At 45.7% G+C, this 16,660-nt stretch carries 13 protein-coding genes and 1 pseudogene; all 14 read right to left on the minus strand.

Annotation, left to right across the window (positions count from 1 at the left end; all coding sequences use genetic code 11):
• The coding region (locus tag AC1DLM_RS31925; RefSeq protein WP_477572229.1) for a sigma-E processing peptidase SpoIIGA at nucleotides 1–427 on the minus strand (427 nt) is incomplete at its 3' end.
• A gap of 233 nt (nucleotides 428–660) precedes the next feature.
• Nucleotides 661–1,785 carry a cell division protein FtsZ gene (ftsZ, locus tag AC1DLM_RS31930; protein WP_436235902.1) on the minus strand — a complete coding sequence of 375 codons (1,125 nt, stop codon included), beginning with the start codon at nucleotides 1,783–1,785 and terminating at the stop codon, nucleotides 661–663.
• A gap of 30 nt (nucleotides 1,786–1,815) precedes the next feature.
• On the minus strand, nucleotides 1,816–3,060 hold the full coding sequence (ftsA, locus tag AC1DLM_RS31935) for a cell division protein FtsA (protein ID WP_477572230.1): 1,245 nt from the start codon (nucleotides 3,058–3,060) through the stop codon (nucleotides 1,816–1,818).
• A 298-nt stretch (nucleotides 3,061–3,358) separates the two neighbouring features.
• Nucleotides 3,359–4,195 carry a cell division protein FtsQ/DivIB gene (locus AC1DLM_RS31940; protein ID WP_477572231.1) on the minus strand — a complete coding sequence of 279 codons (837 nt, stop codon included), beginning with the start codon at nucleotides 4,193–4,195 and terminating at the stop codon, nucleotides 3,359–3,361.
• 113 nt (nucleotides 4,196–4,308) lie between these two features.
• On the minus strand, nucleotides 4,309–5,577 hold the full coding sequence (gene murA, locus AC1DLM_RS31945) for a UDP-N-acetylglucosamine 1-carboxyvinyltransferase (protein WP_477572232.1): 1,269 nt from the start codon (nucleotides 5,575–5,577) through the stop codon (nucleotides 4,309–4,311).
• A gap of 15 nt (nucleotides 5,578–5,592) precedes the next feature.
• Nucleotides 5,593–6,498, minus strand: a complete 906-nt coding sequence (murB, locus tag AC1DLM_RS31950; RefSeq protein ID WP_441989002.1) for a UDP-N-acetylmuramate dehydrogenase — start codon at nucleotides 6,496–6,498, stop codon at nucleotides 5,593–5,595.
• Between the two features lie 212 nt (nucleotides 6,499–6,710).
• Nucleotides 6,711–7,781 carry an undecaprenyldiphospho-muramoylpentapeptide beta-N-acetylglucosaminyltransferase gene (locus AC1DLM_RS31955; protein WP_477572233.1) on the minus strand — a complete coding sequence of 357 codons (1,071 nt, stop codon included), beginning with the start codon at nucleotides 7,779–7,781 and terminating at the stop codon, nucleotides 6,711–6,713.
• Between the two features lie 7 nt (nucleotides 7,782–7,788).
• Entirely contained in the window at nucleotides 7,789–8,886 is a 1,098-nt protein-coding gene (gene spoVE, locus AC1DLM_RS31960) for a stage V sporulation protein E (RefSeq protein WP_477572234.1), read from the minus strand.
• Between the two features lie 102 nt (nucleotides 8,887–8,988).
• Nucleotides 8,989–10,383 (minus strand): UDP-N-acetylmuramoyl-L-alanine--D-glutamate ligase, encoded by a 1,395-nt coding sequence (gene murD, locus AC1DLM_RS31965; RefSeq protein WP_477572235.1) that lies wholly within the window; start codon nucleotides 10,381–10,383, stop codon nucleotides 8,989–8,991.
• A gap of 3 nt (nucleotides 10,384–10,386) precedes the next feature.
• Entirely contained in the window at nucleotides 10,387–11,322 is a 936-nt protein-coding gene (gene mraY / locus AC1DLM_RS31970) for a phospho-N-acetylmuramoyl-pentapeptide-transferase (protein ID WP_477572239.1), read from the minus strand.
• 76 nt (nucleotides 11,323–11,398) lie between these two features.
• Complete coding sequence (locus AC1DLM_RS31975) at nucleotides 11,399–12,781, minus strand: UDP-N-acetylmuramoyl-tripeptide--D-alanyl-D-alanine ligase (protein ID WP_477572236.1); 1,383 nt, start codon at nucleotides 12,779–12,781, stop codon at nucleotides 11,399–11,401.
• Nucleotides 12,778–14,268 (minus strand): UDP-N-acetylmuramoyl-L-alanyl-D-glutamate--2,6-diaminopimelate ligase, encoded by a 1,491-nt coding sequence (locus tag AC1DLM_RS31980; protein WP_477572237.1) that lies wholly within the window; start codon nucleotides 14,266–14,268, stop codon nucleotides 12,778–12,780. Before AC1DLM_RS31980 ends, AC1DLM_RS31975 begins: the two co-directional genes overlap by 4 nt.
• 111 nt (nucleotides 14,269–14,379) lie before the next feature.
• Complete coding sequence (locus AC1DLM_RS31985; RefSeq protein WP_477572238.1) at nucleotides 14,380–16,308, minus strand: stage V sporulation protein D; 1,929 nt, start codon at nucleotides 16,306–16,308, stop codon at nucleotides 14,380–14,382.
• Nucleotides 16,309–16,394: 86 nt separating this feature from the next.
• Nucleotides 16,395–16,660 (minus strand): annotated as a pseudogene (locus AC1DLM_RS31990) (peptidoglycan glycosyltransferase); the annotation flags it as partial.

The raw sequence follows: 16,660 nt of genomic DNA on the forward strand, positions 1-16,660 counted from the left end.
GCAGTAGGACCACAAACAAGATGCTGCCGATTTGAAATTGGAATACGGCGACACCAGATTGCGTAAATACGATTCCCTTCATAACATCCGAGGAAGAGGCAAGCACATAATGGATGCCGAACATCCCACCAGCAACAGCAAAATTGATGAGTAAAAAAGTTCCCATATTCCGCAATAAATTTTGTAAGGAACCGTAACCAAAAGCGGTCATAATCATACCTGTACAGAACATACATTTCACAGAAAATGTAAAAAGCAAGGTTGGAACTGGTAAAAACATCATAACGACATAAGAAGCCCCTAATGCTGCAGAAAGTGCAATTCTCCACCATGTGAACGCTATTTTCCGCGTTTTTGCAGTGACCAATAGTAACGCTGCATCCACCAGAAAGTTCAACAGGAAAATGAGATCCGCATAGACGACCATGCCATGCCTCACCTCCAAGAAGGGCACTATCTAGCAATTTCGTGACGAAACTTTAAGGTTCTAAATCAGTATATTGGATTCCAAGTTCAAAGTCTGTCTAAACATGCTAGTAGGATGCTACTTTTTTTGTCAGTTAGCGCGGGCTTGTCCACAGGAGAAAAGCTTACAGAACAACAAAAAACCGAAGCTTCTACATCAAGTAGGGCTTCGGTCTCTAGACAATTATTATGTAATTATTTGTCAGTATTGCGTCCGCGATTTCGTAAGAAAGTCGGAATATCTAATTGATCATTAGAAGGCTGTGCGCCAAATGGTTTAAGATTATTTAAGCGATTGTCAGGTGCTGACGTCTCTGGTTGTCCTGGTGAAACCGGACGTTTGATAGATTGATGAATCGGAGCCGCTTTATGCTCGAAACCAGTTGCAATAACCGTAACTAAGATCTCATCTTTTAATTTTTCATCGATAACAGCACCGAAAATCATATTTACCTCAATGTCAGAAGCAGATGCCACGATATCAGCAGCTTCATTCACTTCGTACAAGCTAAGGTTCATACCGCCTGTGATATTCATCAGAACACCACGAGCGCCTTCGATTGAAGTTTCCAACAAAGGACTAGAGATCGCTTTTTTCGCTGCTTCTGCCGCACGATTCTCACCTGTAGCTACCCCGATCCCCATAAGGGCGGAACCGCGTTCAGTCATAATCGTTTTAACGTCTGCAAAGTCCAAATTGATAAGTCCTGGTACTGCAATCAAATCAGAGATCCCTTGAACACCTTGGCGTAGAACATTATCCGCTTCGCGGAATGCTTCAAGCATCGGAGTCTTTTTGTCAACAATCTCAAGTAGACGATCATTCGGGATAATAATAAGTGTATCTACTTTCTCTTTCAATGCAGCAATCCCTTGCTCCGCTTGCAAAGAACGCTTACGTCCTTCGAAAGTAAACGGTCGCGTCACCACACCAACCGTAAGTGCGCCCACCTCTTTTGCGATTTCCGCAATGACTGGAGCAGCTCCTGTACCTGTACCGCCGCCCATACCTGCCGTTACGAACACCATATCTGCGCCGCGAAGCGTATTCAGAATCGTCTCCCTTGACTCTTCTGCTGCTTTCTTCCCGACTTCAGGATTTGCACCTGCACCAAGACCGCGGGTCAATTTATCGCCAATTTGCAATTTATGAACGGACTTGGCCAGATGAAGCGCCTGTGCATCCGTATTTACGGTAATAAATTCTACACCTTTAACACCGTTTTCAATCATGCGATTAACTGCATTGCTACCGCCGCCACCAACACCAATGACTTTAATTTGAGCCAATTGGTCTAAATCCATATCAAATTCAAACATATGAGCCATATCCCCCTAACTTAACGTTCACTAAATGAATTCACTGAAGAAATTTTTAACTCGATCAACCCAACCTGGCTTTTGACTATCGGAGGATTTTTTGGTAGTCTTTGCAGCCACTTTTTTGGTGATGCCTGAATTACGATTCTTCATGTATTTGGAGACGAATTGAATAATACCAACACCACTTGTGTAGGAAGGATCACGTACCCCGATGAAATCAGGCACTGCAATGCGTACAGATGTAGCCAGTTCGGATTGTGCAATCGCCAGTATACCTGGGATACAAACTGTTCCACCTGTAAGTACATACCCACCTGCAAGATTTCCAAATCCCAAACGGTGAACTTCGGCACGAATTAATTGAAAAATCTCTTCGACACGAGGTTCAACGATATTTGCAAGATCAACCTGAGAGAACTCTTTTTCAACATTGCTGCCCATTCTCGTCACTTTAAACACTTGATCAGGCGCGGAATCATCAACGGATGCACAGCCATATTTCAATTTGATCTTCTCAGCAATTTCCAACTGCGTATGTAAGCCAATAGAAATATCATTGCTGATAAATTCTCCGCCAATCTGAATCGTTGACGTTGCAACTAAATTACCCTCGTCGAAGACAGCAATCGTCGTTGCTCCAGCTCCAATATCAACCAATACGGTCCCTACAGCCTTCTCATCTTTGGAAAGTGYCAAATTACCAGATGCGAGCGACATTAGAATAAGTCCTGCAACTTTCAGTTCGGATTTTTCCACAACACGCATTAAATTATGTATGCCCGTTTTCGCTCCAGTAATAATCGTCGCTTCAACTTCCAAACGAACACCGATCATTCCGCGTGGATCATTAATACCTTCTTGCCCATCAACCAAATATTGCTTAGGTACAACTCCAACTATTTCACGTTCGGGAGGTAATGCGATGACCCTAGCCGCTTGAATGACGCGATCAATATCTTCTTCTCCGATTTCACGGTCCTCATTTGAAACAGCAACTACGCCGTGACTTGATTGAAGAGAAATATGATTTCCTGAAATTCCAACGTAAACCTCGGAAATTTGTATACCGACCATTCGTTCAGCATGATCAATGGCACTTCGAATTGAATGTACCGTTTGATCAATGTCAACGATTGCGCCTTTACGAATACCCTCTGACTCGGCAGATCCCACTCCTATTATATTAATGGTTCCGTTAACAACTTCCCCAATAATAGCTCGAACTTTGGATGTACCGATGTCTAAACTAACAATGATATCATTGTTGCTCAAGCCCCTGGCACCTCCTGTAACTTAGGTAAAATTGCAAAATCTTCACAAATACTTTTATACGTATTCCACACAACCGCCATATTCCCTCTTTTTTCAACATTTTTTTTGCATTTGAAAACCAACTTCAACTTCTCATTTCAATGTTGTAAAATGCAAACAATTTCGCCTAGTAAATACAAGAAAAAATAGAGTATGCAGATAGAGCCTATTTAACCATAAAACTAATTTTAACATTATTTTCAGAGATTGAGTAGTCTCTGCTAGAATTTTTGTGAGTTTCTCCGCACTATGGCGGTTGTTATGGCTTTGGTGTTGCTTTCGGCGTAGGTTTCGGGTTGGTCTTAGGTTCCGTTTTGGAATCTGTTTTGTTATCTGTCTTGGAATCCCCGCTTGTTGCAAATGGTGTGTGGTATTCAGCTTCGAGCATTGTAATGACGCCATTGGAAATGTGGTCCTCTGCTAAACCAGCAATATAACCTGGCAGGTTATCTATTCGATCAGGCAGATAGGAAATGGTTGTATGGATTTCAAATTGTGAGCGTGTATATATCTTAATTTTGTCAGGGTACGATTCCGAAGGATCCGGCTTAATCTCTGAAACGTCTGACAAAGCACTCTGCGGGATTTCCCCTAGTATTTTACAAAGCGCCGCTTTATTCGGATCCGTATMGGTCCACCCCGTTAAGATTGGCATATCGAGCGGGATACCGCTGCCAGCTGGCAGTTCAATGACGTTGCCATCTGCGAGCACAGCTTGCTTTTTACCATTAGGATCGATTTGGAAAGCTACTTTAGGGAATTCTTCGACTTGAATGTGAATGACTCCTGGGAACATCTTCTCCACGGCAGCATTCTTGATCATAGGCATCTCAGAGATCCGCTGTCCAATCGTCTTGGAGCTTACAGCAAAAAAACGATCTCCCACTGCAACTTGACTAGCTTGTCCAATTGAATCGGAGGCTAATAGCACATTTCCCTCAACATCAATCCGACTGATCCGACTAAGTGAGGATTGGAAGAACAAAATGACTAGAACAGTTAGGAAAAAAATGATCAAAAAAGCAAGCAGCTTCCGATTCGTACGCGTACGCGGCTTAGGTACAGGCAGCGTTGGTACTTTGTTATCTTCGGACAAGAGGGGCACCACCTATTTATATTTATTACATTGAATGAAGCCACACATTTAAAATGAATATCGTGAATCCCCTCCTGTTTGCAGGAAGGGATACGCGATAGCCACACAAGCTATTACTCACTGGGAACCGGAGCTTGACGACGCACAGAAGCACCAAGTCTGACTAGCATATGTTCGATCCTATCATAACMTCTATCGATGTGATGAATTTGCTCAACGATCGTTGTGCCATGCGCAGCTAGACCGGCGATTACAAGAGCAGCACCAGCCCGTAAATCAGTTGCTTCAACAGTAGCTCCATACAATCTAGGCACACCACGGATAAAGGCTGAACTCATATCTACGCGAATATCTGCGCCCATTCGGGACAATTCATCCACGTGCTTAAATCTACCTTCAAATATCGTTTCTTTCATCACACTTAATCCATCTGCTAGAGATAAGAGCACCATGACTTGTGATTGTAAATCCGTTGGGAAAGAAGGATGAGGCGACGTCACGATACGTTCAACTGCTTTGGGTCTTGCCTTGCAGCTTACATGTATTATATCACCGTCTGCGCTGATTTGAACACCTGCACGCTTAAGCACATGGATAACCGATGTTAAATGAGCAGGGTTTACTCTTTCCAAAGTAATATTACCTCTGGTAGCCGCTGCAGCAACTAGAAAGGTCCCTGCAACAATACGATCTGGAATAATCCGATATGTGCAAGGAGACAACGTAGTAACGCCACGAATCGTGATCGTATCCGTTCCTCCTCCAATAATATCCGCGCCCATCGCATTCAAGAAATTTTGCAAATCCTGTATCTCTGGCTCGCGAGCAGCATTATAGATCGTTGTCGTACCTTCCGCTCTCACGGCGGCCATCATGATATTCTCGGTCGCCCCGACGCTAGGAAAGTCCAAGAATATCTCATTACCTTGTAAGGTTTCTGCCGTACAGACGATTTTATTGGAAAATTCTTCAATCTCAGCTCCAAGAGCCTGCAAACCTTTGAGGTGCAAATCAATTTTACGTTCGCCGATCGCACAACCACCAGGTTGATATACTGTGACACTGCCGAATCTAGCGAGTAGCGGACCCATGAGAAAGATGGAAGAACGCATCTGACCCATCAATTCTTCGGGGATGTGGGAGGAATGAACTGTGGATGTTGTTATGGTTACTGTATCTCCTTGCTGCTCGGCTCGACAACCAAGTGAACGAAGAATTCGAAGCATGGTGTCGATATCGAGCAGATTAGGAACATTGTGTAAAGTATGCGTACCACTAGCAAGTAAGCATGCAGCTAATATGGGTAATGCGGCGTTTTTAGCGCCGTGTATCTGGATGGCTCCCGTAAGAGGTCTTCCACCTTCGATAACGAGCTTCTCCAAAATTCCACCTCCGATTTACCTCTCACCCATTACCAGAACCTCAGGTACTAGCTTAATACCGTACGATTGCTCTACGATCTGCTGTACTTCGTTGATAAGGGCAAGAACGTCCTCGGCTGTAGCTTCTCCTGTGTTAACAATGAAATTGGCGTGAAGCATAGAGATCTCTGCTCCACCGACACGTTTGCCTTTCAGGCCTGCTTCTTCGATGAGCTTCGCTGCGAAGCCCCCTTCGGGGTTGCGGAATACACTTCCTGCGCAAGCTAATTGCAAAGGTTGGGTACGCAGTCGCCGGTCTCGGTAAGCAGCCATAGCCCCTGCAATTTCGTTGCGGTCTCCAACCTGTAATTCAAAGACAGCCTCTGTTACAATGCCAGGCAATGTGTGCAAAATAGAATGTCGATAAGCATATTGTAAATCTTCTGCCTGCATGACGACCAATTCCCCTGTAGCCAGGATGACTTCAGCCTGCTTGAGTATGCGTGACACATCGGACCCGTGAGCCCCTGCATTCATGTAGACGGCGCCTCCCACAGTACCGGGGATTCCTGAAGCAAACTCCAGTCCGGTCAAACCTTCTCTGGCTGCGAGTACGGACAATTTAATGAACGAATAGGAACCTCCTGCATATACCATCGCGCCTTCAAAACGAAGGGTATCAAGCGCCTGGCCCAGCTTAATCACGACGCCTCGAATCCCTTTGTCTCCGACAAGCAAGTTGGAGCCCCTACCGATAACGGTCCAAGGTACGCCACGCTCATGAAGAAACTTGATAGATGCAGCTACCTGCTCTTTGGAGTGAGGAATAATCAAGCAATCAGCCGGACCGCCGATTTTCCAAGTGGTGTATGGAGCTAGTCGTTCATTCGTTCTTATCTCGCCAATATTTGATGCCTGTAAGTCGGCTATTAACTTCTGCATGGGAAAACCTCCTTCACAGAACGTAGGGCGAAATGTAGAAATGTAAGATTTTAGACATACAAGTTCTAACATTTCAGTCATAAGGAGCTGAGCGAAGACGGCCGTTCTTCGTTCCTTGTTCACTTATGAAGCCTTAGGTGTCTGTCACGGTTATAGTGTAGTTTATGTAAAATCGGTTAGAGTGTGACAATCGCCTATACGCTTTAACAAATTCACAATGAATGGCTATGCGTTTCGATCAATTTCACGATAGCAGCTACGGCATCACTCTCATTACGTGATTGCATCGCTGCTTTATACGTCTCGCGGTTCTTATATAGCGCTTCGACATGATCGCCAAGTCCTTCAGTGGTTAAATCTTCTTCCTGAATCACATCGGCATAACCTGCCTTCTGAAAAGATGCTGCATTCAGAATTTGATCCCCCCGACTGGCTTGACGGGATAGCGGGATTAACAGCATAGGTTTCTCTAAACCTAGAAACTCAAAGATAGACGTTGCGCCTGCACGAGAGATGACGAGGTCCGTCATCGCCAGCACATCAGGAAGCTCTTCGTTCAAGTACTCAAATTGTTTGTATCCACGGGTTTGAAGATGCTGGGCAGACACATTCCCTTTGCCACACAGATGCACAATTTGAAATTGTTGGAGTAAGCGGCCTAAGTTAGCGCGCACAGCCTGATTCAGCACCTGCGACCCTAAGCTTCCACCCATAACTAATATCACAGGCTTCTGAGAATGGAAATCGCAAAGCTGAAGCGCACGCGCTGCTTTACCACTGTTAATATGTTCACGGATCGGCAAGCCCGTAAGAACAGACTTCCCGCCCTTAATATGCGAAAGGGATTCAGGAAATGTCACACATACCTTCGTTGCAAATGGGATCGAAATTTTATTCGCCAGTCCTGGCGTCATATCGGATTCATGGATAATAACAGGAATATTGTTCATACGGCTCCCAAGAACGACAGGAACGGAAACGAACCCGCCTTTCGAAAAGACAATGGCGGGTTTCAAACGTTTAAGTAACCGATACGATTCATAAACACCTTTCATGACTTTAAATGGGTCTTTTATATTTTTGAGATCAAAATATCGACGCAATTTCCCAGAAGAAATCGGGTAAAAGGAAACCCCTTCCCGATCAATGATCTCTTTTTCAATACCTGTAGCCGAGCCTATGTATTTGACATCCCAACCTTGCTGCTTCAGCTTATGCATCAGCGCTAAATTAGGGGTTACATGGCCTGCGGAGCCTCCTCCGGTAAATACAATTGTCTTCATTCCCCTGTCACCTCGAATAGCGGGATATATTAAGCAKGATGCCGACAGATGTCAGCATGAGTGTCAGTGAAGACCCCCCTGCACTTATGAATGGCAGCGTGATACCCGTTACCGGGAACATCCCAATAACAACGCCGATGTTAATAATGACTTGAACGGCGATCATGCCGATAATTCCTACTGCTATTAAGCTGGCAAATGTATCTGGTGCCGTAATGGCCGCACGCATTCCCCGCCATACTAAGATGGTGAAGAGCAGCAGAACCAATGTGCCTCCAATAAAACCAAGTTCTTCAGCGATGATCGAAAAAATAAAATCGGTTTGCGGCTCTGGTAAGTAACTATACTTTTGCCGGCTCATCCCGAGTCCAAGTCCTACTAATCCGCCTGGTCCAATCGCATATAAGGATTGAATAGATTGATAACCAGCACCAAGTGGATCTTGCCATGGGTCGAGAAAGGCTGTGATCCGCTTAAGACGATAGGGAGCGGCAATAACKAGACCAATAAAACCCGCAACTCCTATCATACCTAGATAGGAAAGATGCAGCAATCTCGCGCCAGCCGTATAAATGATTAGAAGAGACGCACCAACGAGTACAACCCCAGTTCCTAAGTCCGGCTGCAGCATGATCAGACCGAATGCCAACCCCATAATACCTAGAGGCGGCAACAACCCTTTGGTTAGCAGTGTTATCTTGGACTGATTTTCGGATAGCATCTTGGAAAGAAAGAGAATCATCCCTATTTTCATAAATTCAGAGGGTTGAATCCCGAAAGCTCCGATACCTAGCCAACTTCTGGCACCGCCACGAATCACGCCGATACCAGGAATCAAAACAATGACCAACATGCCAAAGCAAACAAACAAGGCCAACTTAGCAAATCGTTTCCACACCAAATAATCAACATTCATCGTGAAGAACATCGCTACAATTCCTAGTACGGCGAAAATCAGTTGTCTTTTTAAATAATAAAAAGAATCACCAAACTCACGAAACGCAAGTACACTACTAGCGCTGTAGACCATAATAACGCCGATTGTCAAAAGCAGCAAGGTCGGAATAATAATCCAAATGTCAGGAGCGGAGCGTGCTTTACCCATTACAGACACCTCTTTGTCAGTTGTGGGCTTCCTCTTACTAACTAGTTTACAGAAGACATCGTCCTGTTCAAATACTAGTCCATTCGAGTGGATAAGCCCTACTTAAAGGTTATGCACGGACTCCTTAAACATGCGTCCCCTGTCCTCATAGGATGGAAACATATCCCAACTTGCACAAGCAGGTGATAGAAGCACGATGTCTCCTTGTTCACACATTTGCCAGGCAAGCTGCACGGCTTGTGAAACCGCGTCCGCTGCATCCTTAGCAGTATCGACGGTTTGTACCTTACTAATCCCTGCCAACTCGGCAATATGCTTGATTTTTTCTTTTGTTTGCCCTATTGTAACAATTCCTTTGATACGCTCACGGAAAGTTGGCAATAACTCCATGTAATCCGAACCACGATCCAAACCGCCAGCTATCAAGACGACAGGCTGATTGCAAGCTTCGATGGTTACGATGGTAGCGGCAGCATTCGTTGATTTCGAATTATTGTAAAAGGTTACGCCATCAAGTACTCTCACAAGCTCCAGACGGTGCTCTACGCCATGGAAGTTTCTCAACACATCAGCAATCACAGGCAGAGCTACGCCAGCTGTAATGGCCGCTGCAGCAGCTGCCAAGGCATTTCCAACGTTAAAGCTACCCGGCATGCCCATTTCAGAAGCCGGCATAATGGATTGGACAGAGTTCTGACCGTTTGCATACACAAGACAGTCCGTCTCCGCATCCAAATAGACGCCATAAGCAAGCTTTTCTTTCAATGAGAAATGAAACTGTTTTGCCTTCAAACTTGGCATCAAACGTCGACACACTTCGTCATCCCAATTCAAAATAGCGGTGTCAGCTTCTGTTTGATTTTCAAAAATTTTGGCTTTAGAGGCGATATAATCGTCCATGGAGCCATGATAATCCAGATGTGTCTCATATACATTTAAAAATAAACCAATGTTTGGACGGAACGCTGTTGTGCCTTTTAATTGGAACGAGCTTAATTCAACAACCATCCAATTCTCAGCTGTCACCTCAGGTGTAGCTTCCGTTAAAGCACGGCCAATGTTGCCTGCGACAACCGGCTTCAAGCCCGCTGCATCCAACATCAAGCCGATCAGTGTAGTTGTGGTTGTTTTCCCGTTGGAGCCCGTGATCCCAATAATTGGCGCTTCACAGAATTGATAAGCTACCTCAACCTCTGTCACAACCTCAATACCCAGCTCTTCTGCTTTACGAATCGGGTCTACCGAATATGGAATCCCTGGGTTTTTCACAACTAACGCAACCCCCTCATGCACGAGGGACTCCGGATGAAACCCGCATACAACAGAAATACCCAGAGCCTCCAACTCGTCGGCTTCAGGGCACGCGCTTCGTTCCTTTTTGTCATTGACAGTGACGAGAGCTCCTTTTTGATGAAAAAGCTTAGCTGCAGCGACACCGCTGCGAGCCAAGCCAAGTACGATCACTTCAAGTCCACGATAATCCCGCGGATGCTTCATGTTCTACAACACCTCATTCATGTATAATCCGAGCACAGCAAGCACTAGACCTACAACCCAGAAAGTAATTACGACTCGCCACTCGGACMATCCAACCAACTCAAAGTGATGATGAATCGGACTCATTTTGAATACGCGTTTCTTTCTTGTTTTGAAAGATACCACTTGGATCACTACGGATAAGATTTCAATTAAGAAAACTCCACCAATGATAGCTAGAAGAAGTTCTGCTTTCGTTAAAATGGCAACAGCCACAAGTCCACCACCGATTCCTAAAGAGCCGGTGTCACCCATGAATACTTTGGCAGGATGCGCATTGAAGACGAGGAACCCAAGTACAGCACCAACCATTGCTGCTGAGAAGATGGCTGCTTCAGGTTGTGTATTATTCATGGCAATAATGGTGTAAGCCCCAAATGCAATTGCACTTGTCCCCGCTAACAAGCCGTCCAAGCCATCTGTAAAGTTAACGGCATTCGAAGCGCCCAGCATCAAAATGGCCATTAACGGGAAATACAACCAACCCGCATTCATATGATACGAAACGAAAGGAATATAAATATCTGTGCTGTGTCCTTGCATAACGAGTAAATAACAGACAATGGCTGAAATCAATAATTGACCAAACAGTTTTTGCTTTGCTGTAAGTCCCAATGATCGCTTAAAAATAATTTTAATATAGTCATCAAGGAAGCCAACAAGTCCATAACCTAATGAAGCTATTAATAAAATGAGTAAATCTGTATTTTTGTCAGCAAAACGAAGCGTAGCCAAGGAAAGCGCGAGTAAAATAATAACCCCGCCCATCGTTGGTGTACCTTGTTTTTTGAGATGTCCCTGCGGGCCATCTTCACGAATTTGCTGACCAAATTTCATCCGTCTTAAAATAGGTATACATAATGGCCCCATGATTAGCGCAAGCACAAATGCCACACCCATTGTTAATAATACCGCGTTTTCCACGTTGGTTCCCCCTGCTCATTTCCGTCACTCTATTTCAATTAAGGCATTCTATTTAGGCTAATAAGCTATGGACAACCTGCTCGAGCCGCATCCCGCGCGAGCCCTTCACGAGCACGAGATCCTCGGCGCTTGCGAGTGCTGCGAGCTCCTCCGCGAGCTGCGCCTTGTCGTCGTAGGCGCGCACCTGCGCCTGCGGGAAGTTCTGAGCCGCTTCATCCGCGATGAAGCGGCCGAGACGCCCGAACGTGAAGACGTAGTCTACACGTTCCGGGGACAACATCGCGCCAATGCCGCGATGGAACTGCTCTTCGTGCTCGCCAAGCTCCAGCATGTCGCCGAGCACGAGGAACTTCCGACCGAAGCCGCTCAGCTGCTCGGTCAGGGCAATCGCCGCCCGCATCGAGGCGGGGCTGGCGTTGTAAGCATCGTTAAGCACGGTCAGCCCAGAGGCTGCCGTGAGCTTCTCGATGCGCATGCTTGTCATCTGCAGCGCGCGAAGCCCCGCTGCAACAGCACTTGGCGTGACGCCGAAGGCCTCGCCGACGGCAATGGCCGCGAGCGTGTTCACGACGTTATGCGTGCCAAGCAAGGGAATGAACAATTCCTCGTACCCCGATGAATTGATGGTGAAGTAAGCGCCATCCGCATCCATCCGGATATCGATTGGGTAGCGATCGTTATCGTGGCCTTGACCGAAACGAATACGTCGCAAGCCCACAGGCAGCACCAGCTCGCCCAGTGCTTGTTCAATTAACGGCTCATCCCCGTTATAAATGATCAAGCTGTCACTMGGCATGCCGGTAACAATTTCCGCTTTCGCACGGGCGATTTCATCTCTGGAACCTAGCTGAAGCATGTGCGACTCACCAATCATGGTGATAATAGCAGCTTCTGGCTCTGCGATTTCAGACAATAAAACTATTTCGCCGCGTCCGCTCATGCCCATTTCGACGACTGCAAATTGCGTCGTTTCTTCAAGTAGCAGGAGTGTAAGTGGTAAACCAATATGGTTATTCAGGTTTCCCTTTGTTTTATGAACCTCATAGGTGCTTCCTAGGACAGCTGCAACCAAATCTTTGGTTGTCGTTTTCCCATTACTGCCAGTAATGCCGATGATTCGCACCGATAGTTCTTTTCGGTATGCTTTAGCCAGACCCTGAAGGGCTGTGAGTGTATCCTCAACTAGAATGTAAGGGATACCGCTTGGCGCCGCACCATGGTCATCTTGCCAGAGAATGGCCGCAGCCCCCTTCTGATAGGCATCTTCCGCATACTGGTGACCATCAAAATTCTCTCCGATAAGCGGGATAAACAGACTGCCAGCCTGAATGGAACGTGTATCGGTAGAAACTCCTTTAATCAAAATGTCGCCATGAACACCCGACACCTCGCTGTGGAGCATCGTTGCTATTTGACCTAATGTACGCTGAATCACTGTGTTCTCCCCCTTATCGCAGCCTTAGCCACCAAACGATCGTCGAAATCATGCTTGACACCCATGATATCCTGATACGTTTCGTGGCCTTTTCCCGCTATCAATATTACATCTTTAGGGCCTGCCTCTTCAATAGCCTTTTGTATCGCTTTTTTACGATCAGCCAGTAAGATATACTGATTTTCTGGGTAATTAACCTCTTTAAGCCCAGGCTCAATATCTGCAAGAATCGCCTCTGGATGTTCCGTCCGAGGATTATCAGACGTCACAAATACAAAGTCGCTGTAGTGCGCTGCAACTTTCCCCATGATTGGGCGTTTCGTTCTGTCACGATCACCGCCACAGCCGAAAACGGTAATAATCTTACCTTCTGCGAATTCACTTAAGGTAGAAAGAGCATTCTCTAAACCATCTGGCGTATGCGCATAGTCGACTAAGACCAAATAATCCTGTCCCTCGTTGACAACTTCCATTCTGCCTTCTACAACTGCAATACGCTCTATACTAGTACGGATGGCCTCCAAAGGAATCCCTTCCGCTAAAGCAGCAGCGATTGCCCCCAATACATTATACACATTGAATTTCCCTACCAATTGCATGCGAATGGAAGCTTCACCTGCAAAGGAATGCAGTTGAAATTCCGTCCCCTGTGAAGTCATCCGAATATCGGAAGCCCGCACATCGCAATCTTTTTCAATGCCATACGTAATGACTTGTGCAGCTGTCAAGCGATGAAACGTCTTTGAAGCTTCATCATCCGCATTAAGGATGGCATATTGGCGAGCATTCGGATCCTCGGAGAAACCATTACCAAGTCGAGAGAATAGCAATCCTTTTGCTGCCGCATAGCCATCCATCGTTTTGTGATAATCCAAATGATCCTGTGTCAAATTCGTAAATATACCTGAACGGAATTGAATCCCCTTCACTCTTCCCATATCAAGACCATGAGAAGAGACCTCCATGATGCAATAATCGGTCCCTGCATCCGCCATTTTTCTTAGAATACGTTGTAGTTCCAAAGCTTCCTGTGTATTCGTGGCTTTATTTTCTATGTATTCCTCACCAATTTTGATATGGATATTACCCATTAACCCTGTCACATAACCTTGATCCGCGATGATTTTCTCCAATATATACGTAGAGGTTGTTTTACCGTTCGTCCCCGTAATACCGATAATCTTGAGCTCTTTGCTTGGATATCCGAAGAAATGCGAGGAAAGAGCCGCCATCGCATATCTAGCATCTTTCACCACGAGTTGAGGGACAGGTACATCCAGAACTCTTTCCGTGACAAGAGCAGAAGCCCCGAGCGCAATCGCTTTGGGGGCATAGTCGTGGCCATCAGCTGTTAATCCAGGGATGCAAAAAAACAAATCTCCCTGTTTTATTTTACGAGAGTCTGCCTCAATTCCCGTGATCTCCGTGTCTCTATCGCCATGTATGTGGGTAATGAGCAGAGCGGAAGCAAGCTCCTGCAGTTTCATAAGCAACCCTCTCTTCCTAGATTTATCTATCTATTATGGACAATTTTATGCAAGTAGAAAAGCTAAACATGTCTTCTTTGTAAATCTTTTTTTAAAACCGTAAGGTTTTCTCTATTTCTCTKGATCCACATTTGATAAGAATATACGAATTGTAGAACCCTGATCCACACGTGAGCCTGCTTTAGGTGCTTGAGAGATGACATACTTCCCATTCCCTGATTTGGCCAGCTTAAAATTCATGTTCAGGTCTTCTAATATATCATCAACTGACGCTCCAACCAAGTCCGGCACTTCAACAATTGGAATTTCACCATAGCGATATTCTTTATCAAGTTGATTTTTGTCCGGTTCAACCTTCATGTAACGCAGTGCATCTGCCATGATATCTCTGACGAGCGGAGCTGCAATCAGACCACCGAATTGGATCCCTTTCGGGTCATCCACAGCCGCATAGACTACAATCTTCGGATTGTCCGCTGGCGCAAAGCCAATGAATGACACGATATGCTCATCAGGTGAATAACGTCCATTAATAACTTTCTGGGCTGTTCCTGTTTTTCCGCCAACTCGATAGCCGTCAATAAACGCATTGCGCCCTGTCCCTTTCGCGACAACGCTCTCCAGCGCTTCACGAACTTGTCTGGACGTATCCTCCGAGATCACATTCCGGACTAACTCTGGCTCAACAACATCGACAACTTCACCCGTATCTGGATTGGAAAAGGATTTGGCAACATAAGGCTTAAATAGCTTGCCGCCATTGATCGCCGCTGAGACCGCAGTAATTTGCTGGATCGGTGTCACAGAAACCCCTTGACCGAAAGCGGTTGTTGCTAACTCCACTGGACCTACTTGCGATGGTTTGAACATAATCCCATTCTCTTCACCGCCAAGATCAATACCTGTCTTTTTACCAAAACCAAATCTGGAAATATAGTCGAATAATTTCTCTTTGCCTAATCGCTGCCCCATCACGACGAATCCCGGGTTACATGAATTTTGAACAACTTGCAACATTGTTTCACTGCCATGTCCACCACGTTTCCAACACCGTAACCGAGCACMCCCAACTTCAATGGAACCTGGGTCGTAGAATTGTTCATTCTTTAAATCTATTTTCTTTTCTTCTAGCGCTGCGGCAAGTGTAATAATCTTGAAGGTAGAACCAGGCTCATACGTTTTCCAAATTGGTAAATTCCGATTATACGTTTCAGCCGGCGACTCCATATATTTGCCTGGATCATACGTCGGACGGCTGCCCATAGCCAGGATCTCGCCGGTATTCGGATCCATCATGATGGCAATGACATTCTGCGCTTGATATTGCACCATCGCTTGGTCTAACGAACGTTCCATCACTGATTGCAGATGGCTGTCGATGGTCAACTTCACGTTTAGCCCATCTTTCGGCGGTGTGTAGGTATCTGTTGTGCCTGCTAATTTCCGGCCTGCTGCATCTGTCATATAGGCAATATTGCCTGCGATGCCTGTCAGTTGTGAATTATATTTCGACTCAATCCCCGTTAACCCTTTATCTATCCCTGCGAAGCCAAGGATATGCGCTGCAAGCGAACCATAAGGATAGTAGCGCTTATTATCTTCCGCTACGATGATGCCAGGCAGTTGCAAATTACGCACTTCCTGCGCCTTTTCTATCGTAATTTTACGGCCCGAAGGCTTTATATAGTTTTGCATTTCTTTCTTCGTAATTTGTTTGTATATGTCATCTTCATTGCCATCCAACACTTCTGCCAGCTTAGCGGCTGTAGCGTGAGCATCTTTGATTTGTATAGGAATCGCCACAAGTGTAGGGGTACTCATACTATACGTAAGCGTCAAGCCATTACGGTCTTGAATTTCGCCTCGTTTGGGTGCAAAACCAATCTCTCTTCGCCAACTGTTCTCTGCCAACTTCGCGAGGTCTTGTCCGATCCAAAGTTGAACATAGGCAAGACGGATAATAAGTGCTGTAAAGATGACAGTTCCAATGATTAACGCCGTAAACAATCTGCGACGAACGGTAACGTTAGAAGCCCGCATGAACGTTCAGTCTCCCTTCCCACTATTGTCATGTTCATTCCTAACATGACTATTCGGGACAAACAGGGGTTAGAACAAGCTGTTCACTAACGTTGTTTATTTGCTGTCGTTGTCGTTCGTTGTGTCTCCGTTTTGGAGTTAGGCGTTGATGAGGGCATCGGTGAACCTGTAGGCGCCGCAACAGGGGTTGATCCGCTTGCCGTATCTGTTTTATCACTTAACGGTTTAAGTTGCAGCGTTACGCCACGTCCTTCTCCTGCTGCGGATTGTTCAGATACATACCCTTCCCCTGAGGTTTGACAATCAATTTTGAAGAAAGAACATGTCTCAACAGCGTCTCTCAGAGATCTGC

This window comes from Paenibacillus sp. 01T442 (assembly GCF_056398345.1).

Bases quoted from the DNA above. Each gene is read 5' to 3' on its own strand.
- ftsZ (WP_436235902.1), bottom strand. From the start codon at position 1,785: ATGTTTGAATTTGATATGGATTTAGACCAATTGGCTCAAATTAAAGTC.
- murB (WP_441989002.1), bottom strand. From the start codon at position 6,498: ATGCAGAAGTTAATAGCCGACTTACAGGCATCAAATATTGGCGAGATA.
- AC1DLM_RS31955 (WP_477572233.1), bottom strand. From the start codon at position 7,781: ATGAAGACAATTGTATTTACCGGAGGAGGCTCCGCAGGCCATGTAACC.
- murD (WP_477572235.1), bottom strand. From the start codon at position 10,383: ATGAAGCATCCGCGGGATTATCGTGGACTTGAAGTGATCGTACTTGGC.
- AC1DLM_RS31980 (WP_477572237.1), bottom strand. From the start codon at position 14,268: ATGAAACTGCAGGAGCTTGCTTCCGCTCTGCTCATTACCCACATACAT.